The following is a 24,117-nucleotide window of genomic DNA, read 5'->3' as shown; positions in this document are numbered from 1 at the left end:
AAACCTGAGGAGCACAACGCCATGACCGGACCGACGATAGTCCTTCTCCACGGAGTGGGGCTCGATCACCAGATGTGGGCGCCATTGATCAACCGCCTCGGCGACCGTATGACCGTGATCAGTCCCGATCTGCCCGGTCATGGCGTCAATCCGCCGGCACCGCTGGGTATCACGCTGCGCGACCTCGCCGATGGTGTGGCCTCGCAGATCCCGGCGAGGTCTCATCTGGTCGGATTCTCGCTGGGTGCTCTTGTGGCACAGCATATTGCGCGTTTCCGGCCCGACTCGATCGCTTCGCTCACGTCGGTCAGCTCGGTGTGCAAGCGCACCCCTGCTGAGCGTGAGGCGGTCCTGGGTCGGTTGCACGTCGCCGAGAAGGACTTCAGCGCGAGTGCAGCGGCGTCGCTGCGTCGCTGGTACGACGGCACCGAGGTGCCGTCGGAGACCGTCGAGGAGACCGGGAAGGTGCTGCGCGCCACCGATCGCGACAGTTTCCTCAATTGCTATCGGGTTTTCGCCACCGGAGACGCCGAGATCGGGCCCGAGCTCGACCATATCGATGTCCCGTCGTTCGCGGTCACCGGTGAGCTCGATCCCGGATCCACTCCGGAGATGACCCATCGTCTGGCCCAATCGATTCCGGGATGCCGAGAAGCCATCGTCGCCGGTGGCCGGCACATGCTGCCGGTGCAGTGTCCCGCCGAACTAGCGAATCACCTGATCACCTTCATCGGAGAGTACGCCCATGTCTGAGCACACCGTGGCCGACCGCACCAGACGCGACCACTTCATCGGCGGAGAACACGTTGCCCCGAAATCCGGCGACTACTTCCAGAGCACCAACCCCGCCACCGGCGCACTGCTCTACGAGGTGGCTCGTGGCAACGCCGCCGACATCGACGCGGCGATGATCGCGGCACGTAACGCCTTCGACGATCCCCGATGGCGGGACCTGAGTCAGACCCGCCGTGGACATCTGTTGCGTCGGCTCGGTGACCTCATCGCCGAGAACGCCGAGGATCTGGCCCGTTCGGAGAGTCAGGACAACGGAAAACTGTTGCGCGAGATGCGAGGCCAGCTCGCGACGCTACCGGAGTACTACTACTATTACGCCGGCCTTGCCGACAAGATCCAAGGCGATGTCATCCCCACATCGGATCGCGCGGTGATCAACTACACCAACCGCGAACCGCTCGGCGTCGTCGGTGCGATCACCCCGTGGAATTCGCCACTGACCCTCACGACCAGCAAGCTGGCGCCCGCACTGTGCGTCGGCAACACCGTGGTCATCAAACCGTCCGAGTACACCTCGGCGACCATTCTGCGCCTGGCCGAACTGGCCCTGGAGGCCGGTTTCCCGCCCGGCGCGGTCAACGTCGTCACCGGCTTCGGTGCCGAAGCAGGTCAAGCGCTGGTCGACCACCCCGGACTGGCCAAGATCTCGTTCACCGGCAGTACCGCCACCGGTTCGCGGATCGCCGCGGCCACAGCCTCCCGTTTCATCGGATCGACGCTGGAACTCGGCGGGAAATCGCCGAACATCGTCTTCGACGACGCCAACGTCGCCAACGCAGCCATGGGCGTGGTGGCCGGTATCTTTGCCGCCGCCGGACAGACGTGCATCGCCGGCAGCCGGATCTTCGCCCAGCGCGGCGTCTACGACGAGTTACTCGAGCGGGTGACCGACCGGGCGCGCCGGATCAAGATCGGCGATCCGCTCGATGACGCCACCGAACTCGGCCCGCTCGCCTTCGAAGCTCAGCGTGACAAGGTCGCCTCGTACGTCGACCTCGGTCGCGGCGAGGGTGCGCGCGTCCTGACCGGCGGACGCACCAGCGACGGCGGACTCGGCGGCTACTACTACGAACCGACCGTGCTGGTGGACGTCCACAACGACATGAGGGTGGTCCGGGAGGAGATCTTCGGCCCGGTCGCCGCGATCATGCCGTTCGACACCGAGGACGAGGTCGTCGGCCTCGCCAACGACACCGACTACGGACTCGCAGCCGGGGTATGGACGACGAATCTCTCACGCGCACACCGGATGGCGGGCCGTCTCGAAGCCGGCACCATCTGGGTCAACACCTACCGCGCAATGTCGCCGATGTCGCCGCGGCAGGGATTCAAGACCAGCGGTGTGGGCGTCGAGCACGGTACCGAGACCATCAAGGAATACACGCGGCTCAAGAGCATCTGGATCAACACCGCCGAGGAGCCCGTCGCCGATCCCTTCGTGATGCGGAGCTGACATGCCGTTGATCGAGGTCAGCATCGCCGAGGGCCGCACGCCGGATCAGCTCAGAGCATTGATGCATGAATTGCACGCGGCCGCGGTGCGCACCGTCGACGCGCTCCCGCGCAACGTTCACATCATCGTCCGACAGGTCCCGCGCGACCTGTGGGCGTCCAACGACGTGAGCATCGCCGAGCGCGACTCCGCGGACCCAACAACAGCACCGACAGAACAGTAGACAAGGAGACCACCATGCGATTTTCACTGTTCGTACACATGGAACGCTGGGACGACAGCGTCAGCCACCGAGAACTCTTCGGCAACCTGACCGAACTCACGCAGATGGCCGAAGCCGGCGGCTTCAGCACTGTCTGGATCGGCGAGCACCATTCGATGGAGTACGTCATCGCGCCCAGCCCGATGCCGCTGCTTGCCTACCTCGCCGGCCAGACCTCCACCATCCGCCTCGGAGCGGGAACCATCGTCGCACCGTTCTGGAACCCGATCCGCGCCGCCGGCGAGACCGCTCTGCTCGACGTCATTTCGAACGGCCGCGCTGAGGTCGGATTGGCGCGTGGTGCATACCAATTCGAGTTCGACCGGATGACCCCGGGTCTGGCCGCCACCGACGGTGGTAAGCACCTGCGTGAGCTGGTGCCTGCGGTCCGCAAGCTGTGGCAGGGCGACTATGCCCACGACGGCGAGATATGGCAGTTCCCCACCTCGACCAGTGTGCCCAAGCCGATCCAGCAACCCACGCCGCCGATGTGGGTGGCTGCGCGCGACCCCGATTCTCATGACTTCGCCGTTCGCGAGGGCTGCAACGTCATGGTGACGCCGCTGATGAAAGGCGACGAAGAAGTCGTCGACCTGACGCGGAAATTCAATACTGCCGTGGCCAACCACCCGGAGGTACCGCGGCCCGAGATCATGGTGCTGCGCCACACCCACGTGCATTCGCCCGATGATCCCGACGGATGGCGCGTCGCCGCCGAGGGCGTCTCGAAGTACTACCGCACTTTCGACGCCTGGTTCGGAAACAAGACCACACCGGTCGACGGCTTCCTCGAGCCGAGTCCGGAATCGAAGTTCGAGTCCCGGCCCGAGTTCGAGCTGGACTCGCTGCACCGCACGGCAATGATCGGCACGCCGGATGAAGTCATCAAGCGCCTCAACGAGTATCAAGCTCTCGGCGTCGACGAATTCAGCTTCTGGATCGACAACAGTCTCTCCCACGAGCGCAAGCGCGACTCGCTCGAGATGTTCATCAAACACGTCGTACCCGAGTTCTCGTAACTCGAACCTGCTCCCTCAACGAAAGGTGACCGCGATGAGTCAAGACGTCTCCGTCGCGTCCACGGGTGAAGTCACGCCCGACTACCACTACCGCAACAAGATCGCGAAAGTCGAGCCCTACGGGGTTGACGCCATCCCCGACTCCGAGCGACACGGAAAGCCTGTCTCGCAGTTCTTCATCTGGTTCGCCGCAGGGATGAACTTCCCGATCATGGTGCTCGGCTTCGTCGCGGTCAGCTTTGGACTATCGCTGCCGGCGGCGATCTCCGCGATCGTCATCGGCTCCGGGGTCGGAGCAATCGTGATGGGTGTGCTCTCCCGGATGGGCGGCCGGCTCGGTGTGGCACAACAGATCCAGGCTCGAGGGCCCCTGGGTTTCTTCGGAAACTTCATCCCCGTCGCCTATGTGAACATCTTCGCCGGAATCGGTTGGGCTGCGGTCACCGTCATCCTCGGCGGCCAAGCATTGAAGGCACTCGTGCCGGCGATACCGTACTGGCTGGGTACCCTCGTCCTGGTGGTGTTGCAGCTCATCGTTGCAGTGTTCGGCTACAACATGATCCACTACCTCGAGCGCATCCTCGCCGTTGTGTTGTTCTTCGGCTTCGCCATGATCACCATCGTGTCGGTGAGCCGGGGATGGCAAGGAGGGTTTGGTACAAACCCGCACGCCTCGGGATGGATCGGTGGCTGGGGAGGGTGGATCACGTTCTCCGGTTACTTCCTGTCATTCCTGATCGCCTGGTGGCCGTTCGCCTCCGACTACTCTCGTTACCTTCCCGATGACGACAAGATCAATCGCGCCACCGGTGTCTGGACATTCGCCGGCAACTTCATATCGCTGTCGTGGTTGGGCATCGCAGGGGCATTGCTGGGGAGTTCTGCCGCCAGCGGCGAGAGCCCGATCGAAGCCCTGGAACGCCTCACCGGTCCCTTCCACGTGGTTGCCCTGTTGATCGTGCTGATCTCGTCGTTCTCGCAGAACTTCCTCAACGTCTACGGAGGAGCGATCTCGGTTCAGACACTTCGTATCCCGGTCAGCCGGCGAACTGCAGTCATCCTCATCTGCGCGGCGGCGTATGTGGTCGGTCTGTGGGCCGACGAGGGTTTCGAGGCCAAGTTCAAGACGTTCCTCTTCATGGGCGCCTACCTGATCGCGCCCTACGGTGCCGTGCTTTTGCTGGATTACGTACTCGGCCACCGCCACGACCGGCGTCGGATCGCCGAGCTCTACGATTCACGTCGCATACTCGAGTGGGGATTCGTCGCATGGCTGATCGGTACGGTCGCTTCGATGCCATTCTGGAATCTGTCCTTCTTTGTCGGGCCGATGGCCAAGAGCTTCCCCGAATTGGGCGACCTCTCCTACTTCGTGGGCTTCATAGTCGGCGGTGTGGCATTCATCTTCTTGCATCGACTGCCACCACTGTGGCATCGGAAGAAGCCCGTCTTCGCCGATCAGCACGGTGAGGCCGACGCCGTGATCTGATTTCAGGGTGAAGTACGAGAAGTGGGATCGCACTCCTATGCGGTCCCACTTCCGCTTTGGGTGAGTCAACACCTCGGCGCCGTACTTTTGCGCCACGGAGGAGCGACACAACAGTACGGCGCAAGGTCGCTTGACGGCGAGCAGCCGCCTGGTGACCGTCTTCGATCAACGCCGTCGAGCGCCGATGGTCAATTCGTGTGTGCCGTAGCTGTTGTCATCCGGATTGATGGTGACGCCGGGTGCGACGATTTCGTCGATGCGGTCGAGAATGTCTGCGGACAGCGTGGTCTCGGCGGCGGGTAGGTAGGACAGCAGCTGCTCCATGGTGCGGGGGCCGACGATCGCGGCGGTGACACCGGGGTGGTTGATGACGAACGCGATGGCGAGTTCGATCAGCGGCATGCCGGCCTGCTCGGCGAGCTGCGCGAGGTCTTCGACGATGTCGAGCTTGCGCTGGTTCGCGGGGATGCTCATGTCGAATCGGGCGCCGGGGCGAGCGGCGGAGGTCGGCGTGGAGGCGGCGTCCTTGCGCCACCGGCCGGACAGCCACCCACCGGCCAGTGGGCTGTAGGTGAGCGTGCCCATGCCGTGACGCCGGGTGGTCGCCAGGACGTCTTCTTCGATGCCGCGCACCAGGATCGAGTACGGCGGCTGTTCGGTGACGAAGCGGGCGAAGTGGTTGTCCTTGGCCGCCCACTGGGCTTCGACGATCTGTGAACCGGAGTACGACGACGATCCGATGTAGCGGACCTTGCCGGCCCGGACGAGGTCGGTGAGCGCGCCGAGGGTTTCTTCGACGTCGGTATCGGGACCGGGCCGGTGGACCTGGTAGAGGTCGATGTGGTCGGTACCCAACCGGCGCAACGAGTTTTCGACCTCGCGGATGATCCAGCGACGGCTTCCGCCGCGGTGGTTGGGGTCCTTGCCCATCGGCATGAAGAATTTCGTGGCCAGCACCACGTCGTCGCGGCGCCCGCGGAGTGCTTCTCCGACAATCTCTTCCGATTCGCCGCCGGAGTAGACATCGGCGGAGTCGACGAAGTTGATGCCGGCGTCGAGCGCGGCGTGGATGATGCGGATCGAGTCGGCGCGATCGTCGTTGCCCCAGGGGCCGAACATCATTGCTCCCAGGCACAGTGGACTGACCTGAACTCCGGTGCGTCCCAACGGGCGTGTCTGCATGTGCGTGTCTCCTTGGTCGTGTGTGTCAGGCGGGTGTGAGTTCGAGGGTCGCGGCGCGCGGGCCGGGTTCTTCGAGGTGGTCGACGATGGATGCGTAGCTGCCGTACTTGTCGCGGTAGGCGCGGTCGACGGCGGCGAGGTCGTCCTCGCTGTCGACTTCGGTGAAGGTGACGTCAAAGCTGTTGCTACGTGCGGTGATCTGTCCGTTGCCGGTGGCGATGGCCCAGGTGAACCAGGATGCGTTGCGTCCGTTGGTGGAGCGGATGAAGATCCGGTCGCCCACGCTGACGATCCAGATGATCCGCGGATTGCGTAGGCTGCCGTCGTGTCGGCGGGTCGCGAGATGCACCTCTTGGGGCGCGGTCAGGGTATGTACGGCATCAGCCGGCCAAGTGCTCATGGGTGGTGTCCTCACGCTTCCGGGATGTCGCGACCGAAGTTCTCGCGGGTGATGACGTCGGGTTCGGGACCGCCGCGCACGCCGGTGTCGAGTGCATCGATCGCGGCGAGCTCGTCGGCGGTGAGATCGAAATCGAAGATGTCGAAGTTCTCCACGATCCGCGACGGTGTCACGGACTTGGGGATGACCTGCCGTCCTTGCTGGAGGTGCCAGCGCAGCATCACCTGGGCGGGCGTTTTCCCATGTGTGTCAGCGATTGTCCCGATGGTCGGGTCCTGCAGGGTGGAGCCGTGCGAGCCGTCGCGGTAGAAGGTGATACCGCCGATCGGCGACCACGCCTGCGAGAGGATGCCGTGCTCGGCGTTTGCCTCGAGCAGAGCGGATTGCCGGAAGTAGGGGTGCACCTCGATCTGGTTGACCGCCGGGATCACCGAGGTCGCGTCGAACAGTCGGGTCAGATGCTCAGGCATGAAGTTGCTGACGCCGATGGACCGCACCTTGCCGTCGGCCAGTAGGGTCTCGAGGGCCTTGTAGGCGTCGATGGTGAGCTCGAATTCCCCGGGCAGCGCTTGGTGCAGGATCAGCAGGTCGATCTGTTCGACGCCGAGTTTGCCCGTGGCCTTGTCGAAGGCGTGCAGGGTAGCGTCGTAGCCGTAATCGCTGATCCACACCTTGGTCTCGATGAACAGCTCATCACGGTCGAGCCCAGAGCGCCGGATGGCCTCGCCGACGCCCTTCTCGTTGAGATAGGCTGCGGCGGTGTCGATGTGGCGATAGCCGGATTCCAGTGCCGTGGTCACCGCCGCCGTCGTCTCCTCCGGCGGAGTCTGGAACACGCCGAACCCGACGGCCGGGATGAGGACGTTGTTATTGAGTTCAAAGGTGGGAATCGCCATGGGTCCGACGCTACGCGCGGCGGGACCGGCGAGGGAGGTCTCGTCGAACCAGGTACTGGCATTACCTGTCAGGTCGGCGGCGTCGTACCTACCCTGAAGAACATGGGCACCACCGACCTACGCACCCAAATCCGCGACTTCCTCGGTTCGCGGCGTGCACGAATCACCCCGGAACAGGCGGGTCTGCCCGCCTACGGCGGCAATCGTCGCGTCAAGGGGCTGCGTCGGGAGGAGGTCGCCATGCTCGCCGGGGTCTCGGTCGACTATTACGTCCGCATGGAACGCGGCAATCTCGCCGGTGCGTCGGACGGCGTGCTCGCCGCGCTTGCCGAGGCCCTGCAACTCGACGAGGCCGAACGCGACCACCTGTTCGCGCTCGCCCGCGCGTCGCAGACCGGTGCCGGCACCCGACGTCCCCGCACGCCGGCGACGACGGTGCGGCCCGTCATCCAGCAGGTACTCGACGCCGTCACCAACGCCCCGGCCTGGGTACGCAACGGTCGGCACGACATCGTAGCGATGAATCAGCTTGCCCGCGCACTGTATTCACCGGTTCTCGCAGATCCTCGACGCCCCGCCAACACCTCTCGATTCGTCTACCTTCGGCCGGACGAAGCCGAGAAGTTCTTCGTCGACTACGAGCAGATCGCCGCCGACGCAGCCGCCATGCTCCGACTCGAGGCCGGCCGCAATCCGCACGACAAGGCACTGATCCAACTCGTCGGTGAATTATCCACGTGCAGTGAACGTTTCCGACAGCGGTGGGCGTCGCAGGATGTGCGCTTCCACCGCAGCGGACACAAGCGCATCCACCATCCCGTCGTCGGGCGACTCGACCTCGACTTCGAAAGCATGGAATTGTCCTCGGAACCGGGCCTGCAACTGAACATCTACACCGCCGCGGCCGACACCCCCGCAGCCGACGGCCTGGCATTGCTTGCTTCCTGGGCGGCAGGGCAGGAGCAGATGAACACCGAGCATCACGCGCTCGGATGAGCGAGTGCCCGCTCGGGCAACCGGTCATGCCCGTAACCATCAATCATTCGAATGATCGTGGATTGAATTCCCGCAGTTCACGCGCTTGCGAGGGTCGACGGGGAGTTCTCCCCATTGTCGATCCGCAAGCGGCGATTGCAGACTGATCATGTCAGCAAGAAACGCAGCGACTCAACGAAATCTGCTGCCACAGAAAAGGAATCAACATGATCATCGCCATCTGGAACGTTTTCGCCTCGGTCTGGAACCTGGTCGTCAGCTTCATCTGACCCGACGCATCAACGCACACGCCCGGCACGTCGTACTCGGTACGGCTGGCCGGGCGGCTGCGTTTTTCGATGTGACACTGTCGCAACGCTCCGCTCACTCGTCGTCCTCGTCCCCGTGATCGACCCGGACCACCCCATCGATCGCCGCCAGCGTGCCGGTGGCAGCATCGGCTCCGCGGCCGTGGAAGCGCAGGGTGATCATGACGAGCGGGATCTCGTTCCCGTCGGCGGCTCGGGGGCGATGTCGATCGGCGATGGTGAGGGAGTCCACCGTCCATGACTGGGCGGTGCATGTCGCGAGCAGGTCGCGCAACACGCCGCGACCGTCCTCGTAGGTGATGGTGTACGAGCGCTCCGCCAGGCCACGTGCGCTCACGAACCGTCCGAGCGGTGTGTAGGCGAAGACGATGACGAAATGCAGGCCGGTGACCAGTAACGCCAACAGTGGCAGCCCGGCGCCCGCGGCCATACCGATCGCCGCGGTCTCCCACACCGATGCCGCGGTGGTCAGCCCCCGGATGGCGCCACGCCGCGTGATGATCAGTCCAGCTCCGAGGAATCCGATCCCCGAGACGATCTGAGCGGCCACGCGTGAGGGGTCGAGGACGACCTGCCCGTTCTCCAGGACGTCGCCGAATCCGTATTTGCTGACCAGCACGATGAGGGCGGACGCCGTGCCGACGATCGTCTGGGTGCGCAATCCGGCGCTCTTGCCCCGGAATTGGCGTTCCAGTCCGATCACCGACGACAGTACAAATGCCAGCAGGAGTTCGCCGAACTGTCGCCACTCCTGGCCGTGGGCTGCGTCGATCGCTACAGACAGGTGGGTCATCCACCGATTATCGCGCGGGGTTCCTGTGGTGGGGGCCGCGATCCGCGTCGAACACGGGTCACCGCATCACCGACGGCGTCGGGTGATCTTGCGTCCGCAATAGAGCTTGATCGGATCGGTACTCAGAGGCATCACCGTGAGGAAGGCGAGCACGTTGATCGCGACCGACATCCACAGGTGATTGGTGAACGACTGGAACACGGCCACGCCCGACATGAGTCCGAGGACATAGAGGACCCACCACGCCCAGAGTTTGCCGCGGGTCACGAATGCCGTCGACGCCAGCGCGATGACGGAGATGACCAGAGAGATGCCGGTCGCCGCGACGGCGAGACCGGAGCCGGCCACGATGGAGATGGCGAGAGAGGCGACTTCGATCACCGTCACCACCGCCCAGATCCCGATGATCGTCATCATGCCGGGCTTGACCTGCTGCCAGGTCACCGATGTCGGATTCGTCGCGAATTGCGGACCGCCCATGATCATGTGTTCTTCTCCCGCCCCGGTTGTGTGCGCCGACTGGCACCGACGCTTGACGCACGACCATAACCGACATCGTCGAGATGCTGAATCCGTTGTGGGAGAAGTCGAACCGACGTCATTCGATGAGTGCACCGCATAGTTCCCGAACGCGACAAGCGGGTCTGTGGCGCGCAGTCGCGCCGAAGTGGGCCGGCCGAAGGCGTCGGCAGGGATTGCCAACACTGATATGTCAGGACATACTGGAACCCTAACACTTTGTCAGGACAAATAAGGAGGACCCACATGCCGCTGGTGCACATCCATGTGACCGAGGGCCGTCGAACAGATGCCGAGCTACGACGTTTCGCCGACGTGGTGCAGGAGGTCATGCTCGATCACTTCGCCGCTCCGGCGCGCGATCGCTACCAGATCATCACCGAGCACAAACCTGGACGAATCATCCTCGAGGACACCGGACTCGGCTTCGAGCGCACCGACGACGCGGTGGTCATCCAGATCTTCCAGCAGGGCCGCAGCCTCGACCAGAAGCGCGCTGCCTTCGGCGCACTGGCCGACCGCTTGCACACCGAAACCGGTTTGCGCCGTGCCGATCTGGTGATCTCGGTGGCGGCGAACACGCGCGAGGACTGGTCCTTTGGAGACGGGGTCGCGCAGTTCGTGGACGGGGTGCTGGCGTGACCGGCCGGTCTTCGCATTGATCCGGACGCCCGTCCTCATCCGCGTCGCTACTTCCCGCTGTAGACCGGGAACACCGCGCTGTCGCCGTAGTCCTTCTCGGTCAGGTCCCGCAGCGTCTCCATGTCGTGGTCGGAGATCGTGAAGTCCACTTCGGCGTTGGCGCGCATGTGGTCGGGATTGGCGGTCTTGGGCAGCGACACGGTGCCGAGTTGGAGTGTGTAGCGGATGCACAACTGCGGCACGCTCACCGAGTACTTCTCGGCGATCGCTCCCACGGCGCGGTTGGTGAGGATCTCGCCGTGGGCGATGGGGGAATAGGCTTCGACGACGATGTTCTTGGCCTGGCAGTAGGCGATCAGTTCGGTCGGGGTGTTGCCGGCGTGCACGAGGATCTGGTTCACGTGCGGCGTGACGCTGCCGTGTTCCAAGATGTTCTCCAGGTCGGGCTCAAGGAAGTTCGAGACCCCGATCGAGCGGATCTTGCCCGCGCCGTGGGCCTCTTCGAGCGCCTGCCACGCCTGGCGGTTTCCGTCGGCGTAGTCACCCCCGCGGAAGTCGTCCCAAGGTTGCGGGCTGTGGATGAGCATCAGGTCGATGTACTCCAGGCCGAGCTTCTCCAGTGATCCGTCGATCGCGGCCACGGCCTTGTCGTGGTCCTTGATCTCGGCGGCGAGCTTGGTGGACACGAACAGGTCCTCCCGAGCGACGCCGGCGGTCCGGACTCCCTCACCGACGCCGCGTTCGTTGCCGTATGCCTGCGCGGTGTCGATGTTGCGGTAGCCGATCTCGATTGCGGCACGGACGGCCTCGGCGGCTTTGTCGTCGTCGATGAACCAGGTTCCCAGGCCGAGCTTCGGGATGGTCACTCCGTTGGACAGGGTGTAGGTCTCGTCGAGGATGGTCATGTGTGTACTCCGTTCGTAGAGAGCTCGAATGTCTTGTCACTCATGGTCGTCACGTGATCGCGGTGTGCTGTCACTGCGGCGTCACCCGGTACTCTTCGTCGCTCACCGGCTCCAGCCAGTGCACCGCCGCGTGATCGTCGTCGGCCTCGTTGATCGCCAGGTGCACCATCAATCGATCCGGTGCCGCGCCGTGCCAGTGCTCTTCGTCGGCTTCGAACAGGACGCGGTCGCCGGGCCGGATCACCTCGACGGGCCCGCCGCGGCGCTGGCACAGGCCGACGCCCTCGGTGACGAACACCGTCTGGCTCAACGGATGTCGGTGCCAGAAGGTACGCGCGCCGGGCATGAAGTGCACGAGGTTCGCCGAGATCCGCGACGGAGCGGGCGCGGCAGCAACCGCGTCGATGTAGACGTCGCCGGTGAACCAGTCCGCCGGGCCCTTGGCGGTGCTGATCGAGCTTCGGGTGATTTCCATTGGGATCAAGGTCCTTTCGGGTTGTCAGGTGGCTGGTCCGTCAGTTGGGCGGACGTGGGGCGTGAGCCTCGGAGTGGCAGACCACGCGGGACTCGATGTCGATTGCGGACACCCCCCGATGGTGCCCCGTCGTGGTCGTGCCGCGCCAGCGCGGGAGGGGGTCCTGTCTGTACCCCCTATCGGCAGCCGGGGGTGCGACAGACCCCCTCCCACGCATGCGGTGTAGGTCGTACCGTGGTCGGTGTGGAACCGCGTGACGAGCTCCGAGATCTGCTGAAGACCCGCCGTGCCCGCATCACCCCGGAGCACGCCGGGATCTCCGCGATCGGAGCGCGTCGGGTCCCCGGGCTGCGCCGTGAGGAGGTCGCGATGCTTGCGGGGGTCTCCACCGACTACTACACGCGCTTGGAGAAGGGCAAGGTCGCCAACCCGTCGGAGTCGGTGCTCGAGGCGATCTCGCGTGTGCTCGAACTCGACGACGCCGAGCACACGCACCTTCTCGACCTGATCGCCGCGATGAACAGCCGTGGCGGCGTACCGCGGCACCGGCCGGGTGGCCCGGCGCCCCGCCCGAACCTGCAATGGATGGTCGACGCGATGACAGATGCGGCCGCACTCGTCGCCGGTCCGTTCCTCGACGTCGTGGCCATGAATCATCTTGCCCGCGCACTGTATTCACCAATGCTCGACAACAATTCTCAGGGGCGGGCGAATTTCGCGCGGTTCGCCTTTCTCGATCCCGCGTCGCGCGAGTTGTATCCGAACTGGGACGGCGCGGCCCGGGTGGCGGCCGCGCAATTGCGCCTGGCGGCGGGTAAGCATCCGAATGCTCGGGCACTGTCGTCATTGGTCGGTGAACTTGCCACGCGCAGTGACGAATTCCGGACGATGTGGGCCGAACACGAAGTTCGCCTGCACTTCGCGGGCACCAAGTACTTCACCCACCCTGCCGTCGGTGAGATCGAACTGTCGTATCACACGATGGATCTGCCCAGCGATCCCGGACACGCATTGACCATCTACAACGCCATGCCCGGGTCGGCGTCGGCGGATGCGTTGCGGTTGCTCTCGGCGTGGGCGGCGTCGCGCGCGGTGGCGAGCCCGGTGGAGCCGGGGAGTGACGCGCAGTCGCAGTAGCGAAATCGAGTTATCACACCAGGGTTTCGACGTCGCCGTTGGCGGCGATGCGCTCGGCGGGCCGGGGGCGCACACGCGCGCGCATGGTCGGCCGCGAAGTACACCCGGCGCTCTTCGACGGTTCCGGTTTGCCCGAGACGTCGTACATGTCGGCGTCGACGACGATATGAGTATTGCGCCCCGCATCTTTCGCGGCGAGAAGTGCCGCGTCGGCGATCGACATCGCTTCTGCCAGCGATGGCCTCACGCGCTCGGGATTCGTGGAGTGATCCGCATCGCGGTAGACGACCGCGCCGATGCTCACCGTGGCCGGGAAATCACCCTGTGTACCGGACGGAGCTTCACGGATCTGTTCGATCAGCGCGACGGCCGCGTCGCCGGATGCCCGCACGACGACCGCGAATTCGTCACCACCGAGTCGCCCGGTCGCGGCGTTGGGCCCGGCGACCTCAGCGATCCGAGTGGCCAGGCGACTGAGGATCGCATCCCCAAGCGAATGGCCGTGGACGTCGTTGATCTGTTTGAACCTATCGACGTCGATCATGATCAGCGTGACGGGTCGACCCGACTCGAGGAACTCCGATGCCGCGGAGTTGAATCCACGGCGATTCAGCACACCGGTCAGCGGATCGGTGTTCGCCCAATCCAATTGGGTGCGCAGTGCCCGCTTGAACGCGGCAGAGTACGAGCGCAGGAGTAACACGATTCCGTTGGATGCCACGAAGGCGACGAAAACGCAATACGCGACGGTCCCCACCGCTGCGCCTTCGATCCCGGCCCAGACCGAGAGGCCGACGATCACCAGGCTGCTGAAAGCCATGTGCGCGTACATCACTCCGAGCCGGACGAAATGCGCGACAAATCCCCCGATCACCGCGAAAAGGACACTGCCCTGCACCGCGAGCAGCGGATCTCGGGCGGAGAGAAGTCCGATGAGAAGTCCGAGGTCGGCGTAGAGAACGAAGATGTTGTTCAACGAGGTCAGCGAGTTCGTGCCCACCGCCCGCGACCACCACGAGGTGTAGATACGCATCCTCGTCATCACGATGGCCACCGGGATGGTCGAGGCGGCCAATGCGAGTACCACGGCGGTGCGCACCACCGATCCGCGGGTGCCGTCGGGAGTTGTCGTGCCGAGGGCTGCGACGATGCCGAAGCACAACGTCAACGCCGCAATTCCCCACTGCGCGACTCGATCACGACCGCCCGCGAGGAACAGTGCCGACCTGGCCGATGTGGAGACCTGTTGTTCGCGGAGGTTCCCGGCGCCGTCGTCCTCGTTGCCGCGGCGACGCACGGCGCGGCGATGCTGCCCCGAAAGAGAGGATGACACAGAATTGACCTCTCTTTGTTGGTAGCACTCAGATGTTCGCCGACCTTCCCCCGATGTGATCTGTTGTATGTTATCCACGCTCGTGCCGGTGTTGCGCGCCCACAGCGACAGTGACTTTCAGACGTTTGACAACTGCGGATTGTCAAGATGCTCAAATGCTCAAGACGATCGCGGTTTGTTAAGAACGCAAAGTGTCACTTAACTGAGACCTAATCCCGCCGCCGGTGGCCGACCCCAGTGGGCAAAACCGTGTCCGCCACCGGGCGCCCCCTCGTGACCGGGCTATGGGCAGTTTTCATGACCGCCAGCGGGCAGATACTGAACCGTCCCGGACTGGGTGGAGACCTCGTTTAGGCCCACTTAACTGTGCCGACCGGGTCCGTGAGTATTCGGCGAATGGATGAGACGCCGTCGGCGTGACCGGAGCGAGTCGATCGGAGCGATGCGCTGTTCCTGTGTTCGCTCGGCCACGTGATCGTGATCGATGATGGTGTGGGTGTTGCGTCCGGCGTTCTTGGCCATGAGCAAGGCTTCATCGGCCAGCGCGGTGGCCTGCTCGAGTAGGTCGCGGTACTCGTCTGAGAGCGTCGGCCCCTCCCGGTAGATCGCGGCCCCGATGCTCACCGTCACCGGGGAGCCGCGGAGTACGTCGAGCGGGGTCTGCTGGATCGCGTGAATGAGAATGCGGACCGCTTGCGGCGACGAACGCAGCGCGACGGCGAACTCGTCACCACCGAGACGTCCGACGACGGCATCGGGGCCTGCCAACTCCTGCACGCGCGCCGCGAGCCGGCTCAGGATCGCGTCTCCCACCGAATGCCCGTACGCGTCGTTGATCTGCTTGAACCGGTCGACGTCGAGCATGATCACGGCGACGGGTGGGGTAGCGGCGACGATGCTGTCGGCTGCGACGGAGAACCCGCGACGGTTGAGCACGCCGGTCAGGGCCTCGGTGTTGGCCCAGTCCAGCTGCGTCTGCATGGTGCTCTTGAACGCCGTCGAGTACGCGCTCAACAGGAGCACGATGCCGTTCGAGGCGACCAGGGACACCAACGCGAAGTAGAGCACCATGCCGATCGGGTGACCGTCGTACACGGCGCGTGCCGCGAGCGCGACGATCACCGTACTGCTGAACACCAAGTGAGCGATGACGACGCGGAACCTGACGAAGTGCGCGACATAGGCACCGACGACCGCGAACGTGGTGGCGCCGTGCAGGGCAAGGAGTGGACTCGCAAAGGTGCACAGTGCGGCGGCCACACCGATGTCGGCGTAGGCGACGAACAGATGGTTGTGTGCTCGCATCGACCGAGGGCGTGACCACCACACGTTGCCGAAGCTGATCTTGGACACAGAGAAGGCGACCGGGATCGTCGACGCGACCACGAGAAGAAGGATCGTCGTCCGCACCGCAGACCCCTGGGTTCCTGCGGGAGTCGTGGCGGCGATGAATCCCAGGATGCCGAAAAGCACTGTCAGGATCGCGATTCCACGCTGGAGCAGTATTTCCCTGCCGCCGGCGTCCTCGACCGCACGACCTGCCGTGCTCCAACTGTGCCTCAGTGGCGGAGCGTCGGTCGCCGCGGCGAAGGTCCTCGTGTGGGTACCCGATGGGATGTCACGTCGGTCGTCGGCCTCTGGGGACAAGTGCGCATCCCTCCGTGTGCAGCGCACGAATACAGCTACTGGCTCAGACCCCCCGCGTCCGATGAGAATTCTATCCGCGAATGCCGAACCCGCCGGTGTCGGGTCCGAGCCGGTGCGCCCCGAAGAACACCACGCTCCACCCCGCGTTGAGTACCAGGTTCACCCCGAGCGCGCCGACCAGCGCCCGGGCCTCGGCGTCACGACCGTTACTGCAGGTGGTCACCGACCTGCCGGTGGTGAGCGAGCCGATGGCGGCTGCGGCGGTGGTCGCGACCGAGGTGGTGAGGACGGTGAGGGGCGCATGTTCGCCGCGCCACGCCGATGCTCGAAAGGCTCCCGTGACGACCAGCGGCTCACGGTGGATCACCGTGAGCCGCTGCAGTATTGGACGATGGGGGACGATCAGGTGGCCGGTACCCGGGCGCCGTCGGCCCGCGCCCGGCTGTCATCGGTGTCGATCAGCTCCGCGTCGATGACGTTGTCCGGCAACGATTTCTGCTCGTCGTCGGCCATGACCTCGACGTTCTCGAGGTGCTCGTCGAGCGCGCTGTGCGTCTTGAGCGCGACCTCCTTGATGAACAGCACCGCGATCAGGCTGATCGCCGCCATCACGCCGGCCACCAGGAAGATCCGGGCGGTGCCGTCGCCGTAGGAGCCGCGGACCAGGTCGGCGAGCGGCGCGGGCAGATCGTTGAGATTGGCCAATCCCGCCGAGCCCGTCGTCGAGGTGTCGACGCCGAGTGCGCTGAGCCCCTTGGCAATCAGATCCGCGACGTGATTGGACAACACCGCTCCCAGCACCGACACGCCGGCCGCGCCACCGAGTGAACGGAAGAACGTGATCGTCGAGGTCGCCGACCCGAGGTTGGCCGGGGACACGTTGTTCTGTACTGCCAGCACGAGATTCTGCATGCTCATGCCCATGCCGACGCCCAGGACGAACAGGTATCCGCCGAGCAGCACCATGTTGGTGTGCGCGCCGATCGTCGACAGCAGGGCGAATCCTGCGGTCATCAGCGCCGCGCCGGCGACGATGAAGCCCTTCCACCGGCCGAATCGGGTGATCAGCTGTCCGGAGACCGTCGCCGAGAGCATCGAACCGATGATCATCGGCAGCATCAGCAGACCTGCGGAGGTCGGGGAGTAGCCGCGTGCGATCTGGAAGTACTGGCCGAGGAAGACCGCACTGCCGAACAGCGCGACGCCCACCGCGACGCTGGCGACGGTGGCCAGGGCGATCGTCCGGTCCCGGAACAGGCGCAGCGGGATGATCGGGTCCTTGGCCCGCGACTCGACGAACAACGCCGCCGCGATCAATGCCAGGCCGAGCACGACCAGACCGATCGACCACACCGAGATCCAGTCGAAGTTCTTGCCCGCCAAAGTGACCCAGATGAGCAGGGTGCTGACCCCGGAGGCGATCAACACGGCGCCGGTGTAATCGATGCGGACCTCCTTGCGGATCACCGGAAGGTTCAGGGTGCGCTGGATGACGAGCAGCGCAATCACCGCCAGCGGGACGCAGACGTAGAACGTCCAGCGCCAGCCGAGCCAGCTGGTGTCGACGATGACGCCGCCGATCAGCGGGCCGGCGACGGTGGCCAGCGACATGACCGCGGCGATCGGCCCCTGGTAGCGGCCACGTTCGCGCGGGCTGAACATCGAGGCGATGACGATCACGACGAGCGCCTGCAGGCCGCCCAGTCCCAGGCCCTGGATGACGCGGAAGCCGATCAGCATGCCCACCGATTGGGACAATCCGGCCAGGATCGAGCCGAGTGTGAACACCGTCAGAGCGATCTGAACCAGCAGTTTCTTGCTGATGAGGTCGGAGAGCTTGCCCCATAACGGGGTGGTGGCCGTCGAGGCCAGCAAGGTGGCGGTGACAACCCAGGTGTATTGGTCCTGGGTGCCGTGCAGGTCGGTGATGATCACCGGCAATGCGTTGGACACGATGGTCGAGGACAAAAATGCGACGAACATGCCGAGCAGCAGCCCGACGAGTGCTTCGATGCGCTGCCGGTGAGTCATCGGCGCGCCCGTCGACGAAGCGGGTGCGCGCTTCGAAACGGTCGTACTCATGCGAAAACCTCCCAAAGATCAGGTCGAATCCGTCCGCGGAACGCGGAGAACAAGTCGGGTGTCACGACGAGGGGACCAGTGGTCCGCCCGGTCGAGATATGCGCGGAGCCGACGCGCAGCAATTAGTTGACTAGCGCAACCATAAGCGTAATAGATGCAACATGCAACTATCGGGAGATATTCCTGTCCGATTCGGATGTGATCGGTACCTCAGCGGTTGCCTCCACCCGCTCGACGCCTCAGGCGTCGTCGGTGTCGTCGCTCAGTCGGTGGAGCAGGTCGGTGAGTGTCCTGATGTCCTCGGGATCCCACTCGGCCAAGCGCTTACGCCACTCGACCACCGACGAGGCGACAACCTCGTCGTATCGACTGCGTCCGGCGTCGGTGAGGCGGACGACCCGCGCCCGCGCGTCATGTGGGTCGGGGGAGCGCTCGACCAACCCGAGGCGCACCACCGCGTCGACTTGTCGCGTGACCGTGGACTTGTCCAGGCCGAGCTCATGCACGAGTCGCGACATCGGCAACGACTCGTGGCCGGCGAGGATGGTGATGACCGGATAGGCCGACGGGTCGAGTCGCGGATCGATCGCATGTGCGCGCGAGCGCGTCCGATTGCGGCCGCGCCGCCAGGTGTCGGCGAGTTCGGCTTCCAGCTCGGTGATCGGGTCCGCGCTCATGATCGGCGACATTCCCCTCGGTCGGGAGTGCTCGGGCCCAGTGCCCGGACGAGGTCAGGGTAGTACGTGGTTGCGGCGGGCGTGAGCATCGCGAAACACAGCCGGCCGTCTAGCATTGACGCCGATCACGAACACTTGTAGACCGAACATACTTGTCAATGATGGGAGCGGCGATGGGCCAGGCCACACCGGTGCACGCCCGTTCGGCTGTGGACGTTCCCGTCGACGACTGGCGGCACTATCCGCCGCTGGCTCTGCCGAAGATCCTCGACGTCGCCCTCACGCAGATCGTCGAGCACGGCTATGACGCCACCAGTGTGCGCACCATCGCCGCCGAGGTCGGCGTGACGGTTCCGGCGCTGTACTACCACTACGAGAACAAGCAGGCGATCCTCGTCGCGCTGTTCGACCACGCGATGAGCACGGTCAGCGCCCACATCGACGCCGCGCTCACCGAGGCCGGCGACGATCCGGTGCGTCGGCTCTCGGCGCTGGTCGAGGCGACCGCGTTGTACATGGCCAACCACCGGGACCTGGCCTTCTTGGACTCCGAGCGCCGCTCACTGACTGCCGAGAACGGCCGATGGTATCGCGAGCATCGCGACACCATCGACGGACAGCTGCGTGACGCCATCGAAGACGGTTGCCGCGCTGGGGTTTTCGCGACATCGGTTCCCGACTCCGCGCGACGGGCGATCTTGTCCATGTGCCAGGGCATCGCGAGCTGGTATCACCCCGACGGGCCCAAGACGCCCGCGGAGACGGCGGCGGAGTACGTGCGGATCGCGCTCGCCGCAGTGGAGTTCGCCGCAGTAGAGTTCGGCGCCGCCGACGACAGCTGAAATCGGGGGTCCGGTCAGCCTGTCGACACCTGCTCGACCACGTCCGTCGTCCGGTGGACCGGGCATCCGGGGGCGAAGGTGCCGAGCTTGTCGACCTCGAAGCCGTTGGGGTAGCTGCGGATTCGAGGCATGTCCCGGACCAGGCGGGGTGTGCGCCGAGAGGGGAGCACTGCGACGACCCGGGCGCGTGCCCGGAGTCCTGCAACGGAGAGCTTGCGCGCCAACGCATTCGGCTTGCGATAGTGAAACGCCTGCAACAAAGGGTCGTCCATCACCGAGCGGCTGAAGATGTCGATCAGGGGAGCCGCCGGTTTCGGGTAGAAAGTCGTCATCAGGTGCATGGTCGAGTCCGCGACGCGGCGGGCCCCGGCGTCGAAGGCGAAGTGCGCTGCCTCGTACTCGTCGAGCAGGCGTGTGAAGTCCTCGTGGGTCTCCGGGATGTCGGTGATCCCCATGTGCTTTCCGAGCGAGCGGTAGTAGAGCACCGACGCGCGCACTTCCTCGTAGGTCATCCGACGCCACCCGTAATCGTCGATCCACCGTTTGGGGACGACGACGAATGTGGCCAGGACGTAACGCATGTCGTCGTTGGTGATGTCGTACATCTTGTGCATCTGGTTGATGCGGCGAATGGCCGCCTTGCCCTGTGGACTCGAAATCCCCTCCAGTAGAGGTACTTCCAGGAGTAAGCCGGTGTCGTCGTAACGCTTCTGCACGCGTTCGGTGAACTCGCCGGTCTCGTCGAGCAGTCGTCCGATGCTCGGCACTGCGTAGGTGCGGAAGAGGGCGAAGCTCAGTGCCTGGTTCATGTCCCAGGGGAACTCGTAGGTGACGAGATTGCGGTAGATCTCGCCGAAGTCGGGGTCGAGGCCGTGGTTGCGGTCGATCCTGAGCATGGCTGCCTCCTTGCGTTGTGGCATCGACTATAAGATGACTTACACTTTTGTGCAAGGGGTCACACTCGGCAAGAGGTGTGGCTCAGCCGGGTGGATCCGAAAAGCCCGGGCGGACGTCAGTGGTCGGGGGTCGTGGGCGGGGTCGTGGCCCCGTCGCCGAGCGGGCCGATCGCGCTCTGGAGGAACATTCGAAATCCCAGATCGAGGGCCTCGTAGGAGCGCAGCGTCCCGCTTTCGTATCCGACGAGCAGATACATCGAGATGGTGGCGTACTCCTCGGCGGCGAAGTCGTCGCCGAGGGCCTCACGGTAGGTCTCGGCGATGAAGTCGCGCCGTTCGAGGTCGACTTCTTCCTGATGCTTGCGGACCTCCGGATCCTGGGCGGCCCAGACACGGATGGCCCGCTCGGAATCGTGGGGCAGGGTCAGGCCGACGTCCATCAGTGCCGTGAGGCGCTCGACCGGATCGGTGACCTTGCGCGCTTCGGCGATCGGCCGCTGGCTCTTCTCCTCGCGCCAGTAGGCGATCAGCGCCGAGGTGAACTCGGCCCAGTTGTCGAAGGCGTGATAGAAGCTGCCGGTGGTGGCGTCGGCGCGGGCGCAGACCGCCGCGAGTTTGAGCGCACCGAATCCGTCCTCGGCGAGGACGGTGAGACCTGCCTCGAGGAACCGCACGCGCGCGTATCGCGACGGTGTCGATCTCCTCTCGCGGGCCATAGGGTCCGATCCTAGTAGCGCCGATCATGTACGCCGTCAGAACGTGCGGACGCAGGTCGTGGACGGCGGCGTCGGCCAACTCGCGGGGCGTCCGAGCCTGCGATCTTGTTGATCTGCATCACACCGCCGTGTTACAAACTTAGCGAACGATCAGTCGGTGGTTCGGGTTCTTGCGTGGGCGACGTACGTCCCGCCGCGACCCGGGCGCCGTGAATCCTCCGGAGGTTCTCCCCATGCCCGAAGCCGTCATCGTCGACGTCGTCCGCCTTGCCTCCGGCAAGGGCAAGCCCGGCGGCGCGCTCTCGCAGACCAAACCCGTCGAACTACTCGCGCACGTGCTGCGCGCCCTCGTCGAGCGCAACGACCTCGACCCGGCGCTCGTCGACGACGTCATCGGTGGCTGCGTCGGCCAGGCCGGGGAACAGGCGCTCAACATCTCGCGCACCGCGCTGTTGTCGGCCGGATTCCCCGAGTCGGTGCCCGCGACCACCGTCGATCGGCAGTGTGGGTCGAGTCAGCAGGCCGCACACTTCGCCGCACAGGGCGTCATCGCGGGCGCGTACGACATCGTGATCGCCGCGGGCGTCGAGTCCATGAGCCGGGTACCGATGGGCTTCACCACCGTCGGGCAGAGTCCGTACGGACCGAGCATCGCCGCTCGTTACCCCGAAGGCCTTGTCGGCCAGGGCATCTCGGCGGAACTCGTTGCGGCGAAGTGGAAGTTCGACAGGGATGCGGTGGATGCCTTCGCCGCGGAGTCGCATCGTCGTGCCGCTCAGGCTGCCGCAGATGGCTTCTTCGCCAAGGAGATCCTGCCGATCGAGGTCGCCGACAGCGACGGCAACCGGGTCACCCACGCCGTCGACGAGACGGTGCGCGCGCAGACCACTCAGGAAGGTCTGTCCGGACTGAAGTCGTCGTTCTACAGTCCCGAATACGCCGAGCGCTTCCCCGAGATCAACTGGCACATCACTCCCGGCAACTCCTCGCCGTTGACCGACGGTGCCTCCGGGGCGTTGATCATGAGCGACACCATGGCCGCCAAGCTCGGCCTGACGCCGCGTGCCCGCTTCCACGCGTTCTCCCTCGCCGGCGACGATCCGATCTTCATGCTGACCGCGCCGATCCCGGCAACCCACAAGGTGCTCAAGCGCTCGGGGTTGTCGATCGGCGACATCGACGCCTACGAGGTCAACGAGGCTTTCGCTCCGGTGCCGATGGCGTGGGCGCACGAATTCGGCGCCGACCCCGCCAAGCTCAACCCGCGCGGCGGGGCAATCGCCCTCGGCCATGCACTCGGGTCCTCGGGAACCCGACTGCTCTCGACGCTCGTCAATCACCTCGAGGCCACCGGCGGACGCTATGGTCTGCAGACCATGTGTGAAGGCGCCGGAATGGCCAACGCCACCATCATCGAACGGATCTGAATCCATGAAACGTACCGTCTTCGAGGCCGAACACGAGCAGCTGCGCGCATCCGCCCGCGAATTCCTCGCCCGCGAATGCGCACCCAACGTCGAGAAGTGGGAGGCCGCAGGCCAGGTCGATCGCGAGGCCTACAAGAAGGCCGGCGACGCCGGACTTCTCGGCTTCAACATCCCCGAGGAGTACGGCGGCGGCGGGGTCACCGACGACTTTCGCTTCAACGCCGTCATCGTCGAGGAATTCGCCCGCTTCGGCAGCGCGGCACCCGGTCTGAGTTTGCAGAACGACGTTCTCGTCCCCTACTTCCTGCATCTGGCCAACGAGGAACAGCGTGCTCGGTGGATGCCCGGGATGGCCACGGGCGAAACGATTCTCGCGGTTGCGATGACCGAGCCCGGCGCCGGTAGCGACCTCGCCGGGATCAAGACCTCGGCCCGCCTCGACGGTGACCACTACATCCTCAACGGCTCCAAGACCTTCATCTCGGCCGGCATCAACTCCGATCTGGTGGTGGTCGTGTGCCGCACCAATGCCGACCCGGGCGCCGGGCACAAGGCGTTCTCGCTGCTCGTCGTCGAACGCGACATGGAGGGCTTCGAGCGGGGCCGCAAGCTCGACAAGATGGGCCTCAAGGCGGCCGACACCGCCGAACTGCACTTCACCGACGTCCGGGTGCCCCGGGAAAACCTCCTCGGCGAGGAGAACAAGGGCTTCTACCACCTCATGCAGAACCTGCCGTCGGAGCGGCTGTCGATCGGTATCGGAGCCATCGCCGGCGCTCGCGCCGTCTTCGAGGAGACCCTGCAATACGCCAAGGACCGCAAGGCTTTCGGGCAACCCATCGGTGCGTTCCAGGCGAATCGGTTCTACCTCGCCGAGATGTCGACCGAACTCGACATCGCCGAGCAGTACATCGACCGCTGCCTGCGCGCCGTCCTCGACGGTGACCTGACCGCCGTCGACGCCGCCAAGAACAAGTGGTGGTGCACCGAACTCGCCAAGAAGGTCATCGACCGCTGCGTGCAGCTGCACGGTGGCTACGGATACATGAACGAGTACAAGGTCTCTCGCGCCTACACCGACTCGCGCATCCAGACGATCTTCGGTGGCACCACCGAGATCATGAAAGACCTCATCGGGCGGGATATGGGCCTGTAGTAGGGGTCTCGCCGTCGGCGGTGCCCTCCATCCGGCGGTGCCTTGCCGCCCGATGGTCGAGGTGCCCGGC

26 protein-coding genes are annotated in these 24,117 nt (G+C 64.9%); 11 read left to right on the top strand and 15 right to left on the bottom strand.

Translation table 11 applies throughout. From position 1 onward, the window contains the following. The first annotated feature begins 21 nt into the window (after positions 1-21). The 5 genes from GOPIP_RS11885 to GOPIP_RS11865 are packed head-to-tail and all read left to right on the top strand — an operon-like array spanning position 22 to position 5,018. Positions 22-753 (top strand): alpha/beta fold hydrolase, encoded by a 732-nt coding sequence (locus GOPIP_RS11885; RefSeq protein WP_006369894.1) that lies wholly within the window; start codon positions 22-24, stop codon positions 751-753. After that, positions 746-2,248 carry an aldehyde dehydrogenase gene (locus tag GOPIP_RS11880; protein WP_006369893.1) on the top strand — a complete coding sequence of 501 codons (1,503 nt, stop codon included), beginning with the start codon at positions 746-748 and terminating at the stop codon, positions 2,246-2,248. The genes GOPIP_RS11885 and GOPIP_RS11880 overlap by 8 nt, the downstream gene beginning before the upstream one ends. A gap of 1 nt (position 2,249) precedes the next feature. After that, positions 2,250-2,471 carry a tautomerase family protein gene (locus GOPIP_RS11875; RefSeq protein WP_006369892.1) on the top strand — a complete coding sequence of 74 codons (222 nt, stop codon included), beginning with the start codon at positions 2,250-2,252 and terminating at the stop codon, positions 2,469-2,471. 14 nt (positions 2,472-2,485) lie between these two features. Then, positions 2,486-3,529, top strand: a complete 1,044-nt coding sequence (locus tag GOPIP_RS11870; protein WP_006369891.1) for an LLM class flavin-dependent oxidoreductase — start codon at positions 2,486-2,488, stop codon at positions 3,527-3,529. 34 nt (positions 3,530-3,563) lie between these two features. After that, a complete protein-coding gene (locus GOPIP_RS11865; RefSeq protein WP_006369890.1) occupies positions 3,564-5,018 on the top strand; it encodes a purine-cytosine permease family protein in 1,455 nt (484 codons plus the stop codon). A gap of 165 nt (positions 5,019-5,183) precedes the next feature. Here the strand turns inward: GOPIP_RS11865 and GOPIP_RS11860 are convergent, their stop codons facing one another. The 3 genes from GOPIP_RS11860 to GOPIP_RS11850 are packed head-to-tail and all read right to left on the bottom strand — an operon-like array spanning position 5,184 to position 7,496. Continuing rightward, on the bottom strand, positions 5,184-6,200 hold the full coding sequence (locus tag GOPIP_RS11860) for an aldo/keto reductase (protein ID WP_006369889.1): 1,017 nt from the start codon (positions 6,198-6,200) through the stop codon (positions 5,184-5,186). A 25-nt stretch (positions 6,201-6,225) separates the two neighbouring features. Beyond that, complete coding sequence (locus GOPIP_RS11855) at positions 6,226-6,600, bottom strand: DUF2255 family protein (protein ID WP_006369888.1); 375 nt, start codon at positions 6,598-6,600, stop codon at positions 6,226-6,228. A gap of 11 nt (positions 6,601-6,611) precedes the next feature. Continuing rightward, complete coding sequence (locus GOPIP_RS11850; protein ID WP_006369887.1) at positions 6,612-7,496, bottom strand: aldo/keto reductase; 885 nt, start codon at positions 7,494-7,496, stop codon at positions 6,612-6,614. A 102-nt stretch (positions 7,497-7,598) separates the two neighbouring features. Here GOPIP_RS11850 and GOPIP_RS11845 point away from each other — a divergent pair, with 102 nt between their 5' ends. Next, the gene (locus GOPIP_RS11845) at positions 7,599-8,492 is read left to right on the top strand and encodes a helix-turn-helix domain-containing protein (RefSeq protein ID WP_006369886.1); all 894 of its coding nucleotides are present in this window, start codon (positions 7,599-7,601) and stop codon (positions 8,490-8,492) included. A gap of 151 nt (positions 8,493-8,643) precedes the next feature. On the opposite strand, the gene GOPIP_RS11840 is transcribed toward GOPIP_RS11845, so the two are convergent. The 3 genes from GOPIP_RS11840 to GOPIP_RS11830 all read right to left on the bottom strand — a co-directional run bounded on the left by GOPIP_RS11840 (position 8,644) and on the right by GOPIP_RS11830 (position 10,079). Further along, a complete protein-coding gene (locus tag GOPIP_RS11840) occupies positions 8,644-8,859 on the bottom strand; it encodes a hypothetical protein (protein ID WP_035727821.1) in 216 nt (71 codons plus the stop codon). Next, entirely contained in the window at positions 8,856-9,593 is a 738-nt protein-coding gene (locus GOPIP_RS11835; protein ID WP_006369885.1) for an MgtC/SapB family protein, read from the bottom strand. Before GOPIP_RS11835 ends, GOPIP_RS11840 begins: the two co-directional genes overlap by 4 nt. 66 nt (positions 9,594-9,659) lie before the next feature. After that, complete coding sequence (locus GOPIP_RS11830; protein WP_006369884.1) at positions 9,660-10,079, bottom strand: hypothetical protein; 420 nt, start codon at positions 10,077-10,079, stop codon at positions 9,660-9,662. A gap of 279 nt (positions 10,080-10,358) precedes the next feature. On the opposite strand from GOPIP_RS11830, the gene GOPIP_RS11825 reads away from it, so the two are divergent. Further along, the gene (locus GOPIP_RS11825) at positions 10,359-10,754 is read left to right on the top strand and encodes a tautomerase family protein (protein WP_006369883.1); all 396 of its coding nucleotides are present in this window, start codon (positions 10,359-10,361) and stop codon (positions 10,752-10,754) included. Positions 10,755-10,801: 47 nt separating this feature from the next. Here GOPIP_RS11825 and GOPIP_RS11820 read toward each other — a convergent pair whose 3' ends face one another. Next, positions 10,802-11,659, bottom strand: coding sequence for an aldo/keto reductase (locus GOPIP_RS11820; RefSeq protein WP_006369882.1), 858 nt, complete (start codon positions 11,657-11,659; stop codon positions 10,802-10,804). 70 nt (positions 11,660-11,729) lie between these two features. After that, positions 11,730-12,134 carry a (R)-mandelonitrile lyase gene (locus GOPIP_RS11815; protein ID WP_006369881.1) on the bottom strand — a complete coding sequence of 135 codons (405 nt, stop codon included), beginning with the start codon at positions 12,132-12,134 and terminating at the stop codon, positions 11,730-11,732. Between the two features lie 234 nt (positions 12,135-12,368). Between GOPIP_RS11815 and GOPIP_RS11810 the strand changes: the two genes are divergently transcribed. Continuing rightward, positions 12,369-13,271, top strand: coding sequence for a helix-turn-helix domain-containing protein (locus tag GOPIP_RS11810; RefSeq protein ID WP_006369880.1), 903 nt, complete (start codon positions 12,369-12,371; stop codon positions 13,269-13,271). 13 nt (positions 13,272-13,284) lie between these two features. Here GOPIP_RS11810 and GOPIP_RS11805 read toward each other — a convergent pair whose 3' ends face one another. The 5 genes from GOPIP_RS11805 to GOPIP_RS11785 form a co-directional block, all read right to left on the bottom strand. Next, on the bottom strand, positions 13,285-14,604 hold the full coding sequence (locus tag GOPIP_RS11805; RefSeq protein WP_006369879.1) for a GGDEF domain-containing protein: 1,320 nt from the start codon (positions 14,602-14,604) through the stop codon (positions 13,285-13,287). 360 nt (positions 14,605-14,964) lie between these two features. Then, positions 14,965-16,251, bottom strand: a complete 1,287-nt coding sequence (locus GOPIP_RS11800; RefSeq protein ID WP_006369878.1) for a GGDEF domain-containing protein — start codon at positions 16,249-16,251, stop codon at positions 14,965-14,967. A 70-nt stretch (positions 16,252-16,321) separates the two neighbouring features. Continuing rightward, positions 16,322-16,618 (bottom strand): TspO/MBR family protein, encoded by a 297-nt coding sequence (locus tag GOPIP_RS11795; protein ID WP_006369877.1) that lies wholly within the window; start codon positions 16,616-16,618, stop codon positions 16,322-16,324. A gap of 35 nt (positions 16,619-16,653) precedes the next feature. After that, complete coding sequence (locus tag GOPIP_RS11790; protein WP_006369876.1) at positions 16,654-18,282, bottom strand: MDR family MFS transporter; 1,629 nt, start codon at positions 18,280-18,282, stop codon at positions 16,654-16,656. Positions 18,283-18,572: 290 nt separating this feature from the next. After that, on the bottom strand, positions 18,573-19,010 hold the full coding sequence (locus tag GOPIP_RS11785) for a MarR family winged helix-turn-helix transcriptional regulator (protein WP_006369875.1): 438 nt from the start codon (positions 19,008-19,010) through the stop codon (positions 18,573-18,575). 173 nt (positions 19,011-19,183) lie between these two features. Between GOPIP_RS11785 and GOPIP_RS11780 the strand changes: the two genes are divergently transcribed. Further along, positions 19,184-19,852 (top strand): TetR/AcrR family transcriptional regulator, encoded by a 669-nt coding sequence (locus GOPIP_RS11780; RefSeq protein WP_006369874.1) that lies wholly within the window; start codon positions 19,184-19,186, stop codon positions 19,850-19,852. A gap of 14 nt (positions 19,853-19,866) precedes the next feature. Here GOPIP_RS11780 and GOPIP_RS11775 read toward each other — a convergent pair whose 3' ends face one another. After that, positions 19,867-20,748, bottom strand: coding sequence for an oxygenase MpaB family protein (locus tag GOPIP_RS11775; RefSeq protein WP_035727812.1), 882 nt, complete (start codon positions 20,746-20,748; stop codon positions 19,867-19,869). A 116-nt stretch (positions 20,749-20,864) separates the two neighbouring features. Next, positions 20,865-21,464 (bottom strand): TetR/AcrR family transcriptional regulator, encoded by a 600-nt coding sequence (locus GOPIP_RS11770; RefSeq protein ID WP_006369872.1) that lies wholly within the window; start codon positions 21,462-21,464, stop codon positions 20,865-20,867. A gap of 233 nt (positions 21,465-21,697) precedes the next feature. Between GOPIP_RS11770 and GOPIP_RS11765 the strand changes: the two genes are divergently transcribed. Next, positions 21,698-22,891: a thiolase family protein gene (locus tag GOPIP_RS11765; RefSeq protein WP_006369871.1), complete on the top strand. Its 1,194-nt coding sequence runs from the start codon at positions 21,698-21,700 to the stop codon at positions 22,889-22,891. Between the two features lie 4 nt (positions 22,892-22,895). Next, entirely contained in the window at positions 22,896-24,047 is a 1,152-nt protein-coding gene (locus tag GOPIP_RS11760; protein WP_006369870.1) for an acyl-CoA dehydrogenase family protein, read from the top strand. Positions 24,048-24,117 lie beyond the last annotated feature (70 nt).

This window comes from Gordonia polyisoprenivorans NBRC 16320 = JCM 10675 (assembly GCF_000241325.1).
GTDB lineage: Bacteria > Actinomycetota > Actinomycetes > Mycobacteriales > Mycobacteriaceae > Gordonia > Gordonia polyisoprenivorans.
The sequence above is the reverse complement of the archived record's forward strand: the minus strand, read 5'-3'. Positions and strand labels throughout refer to the sequence as shown.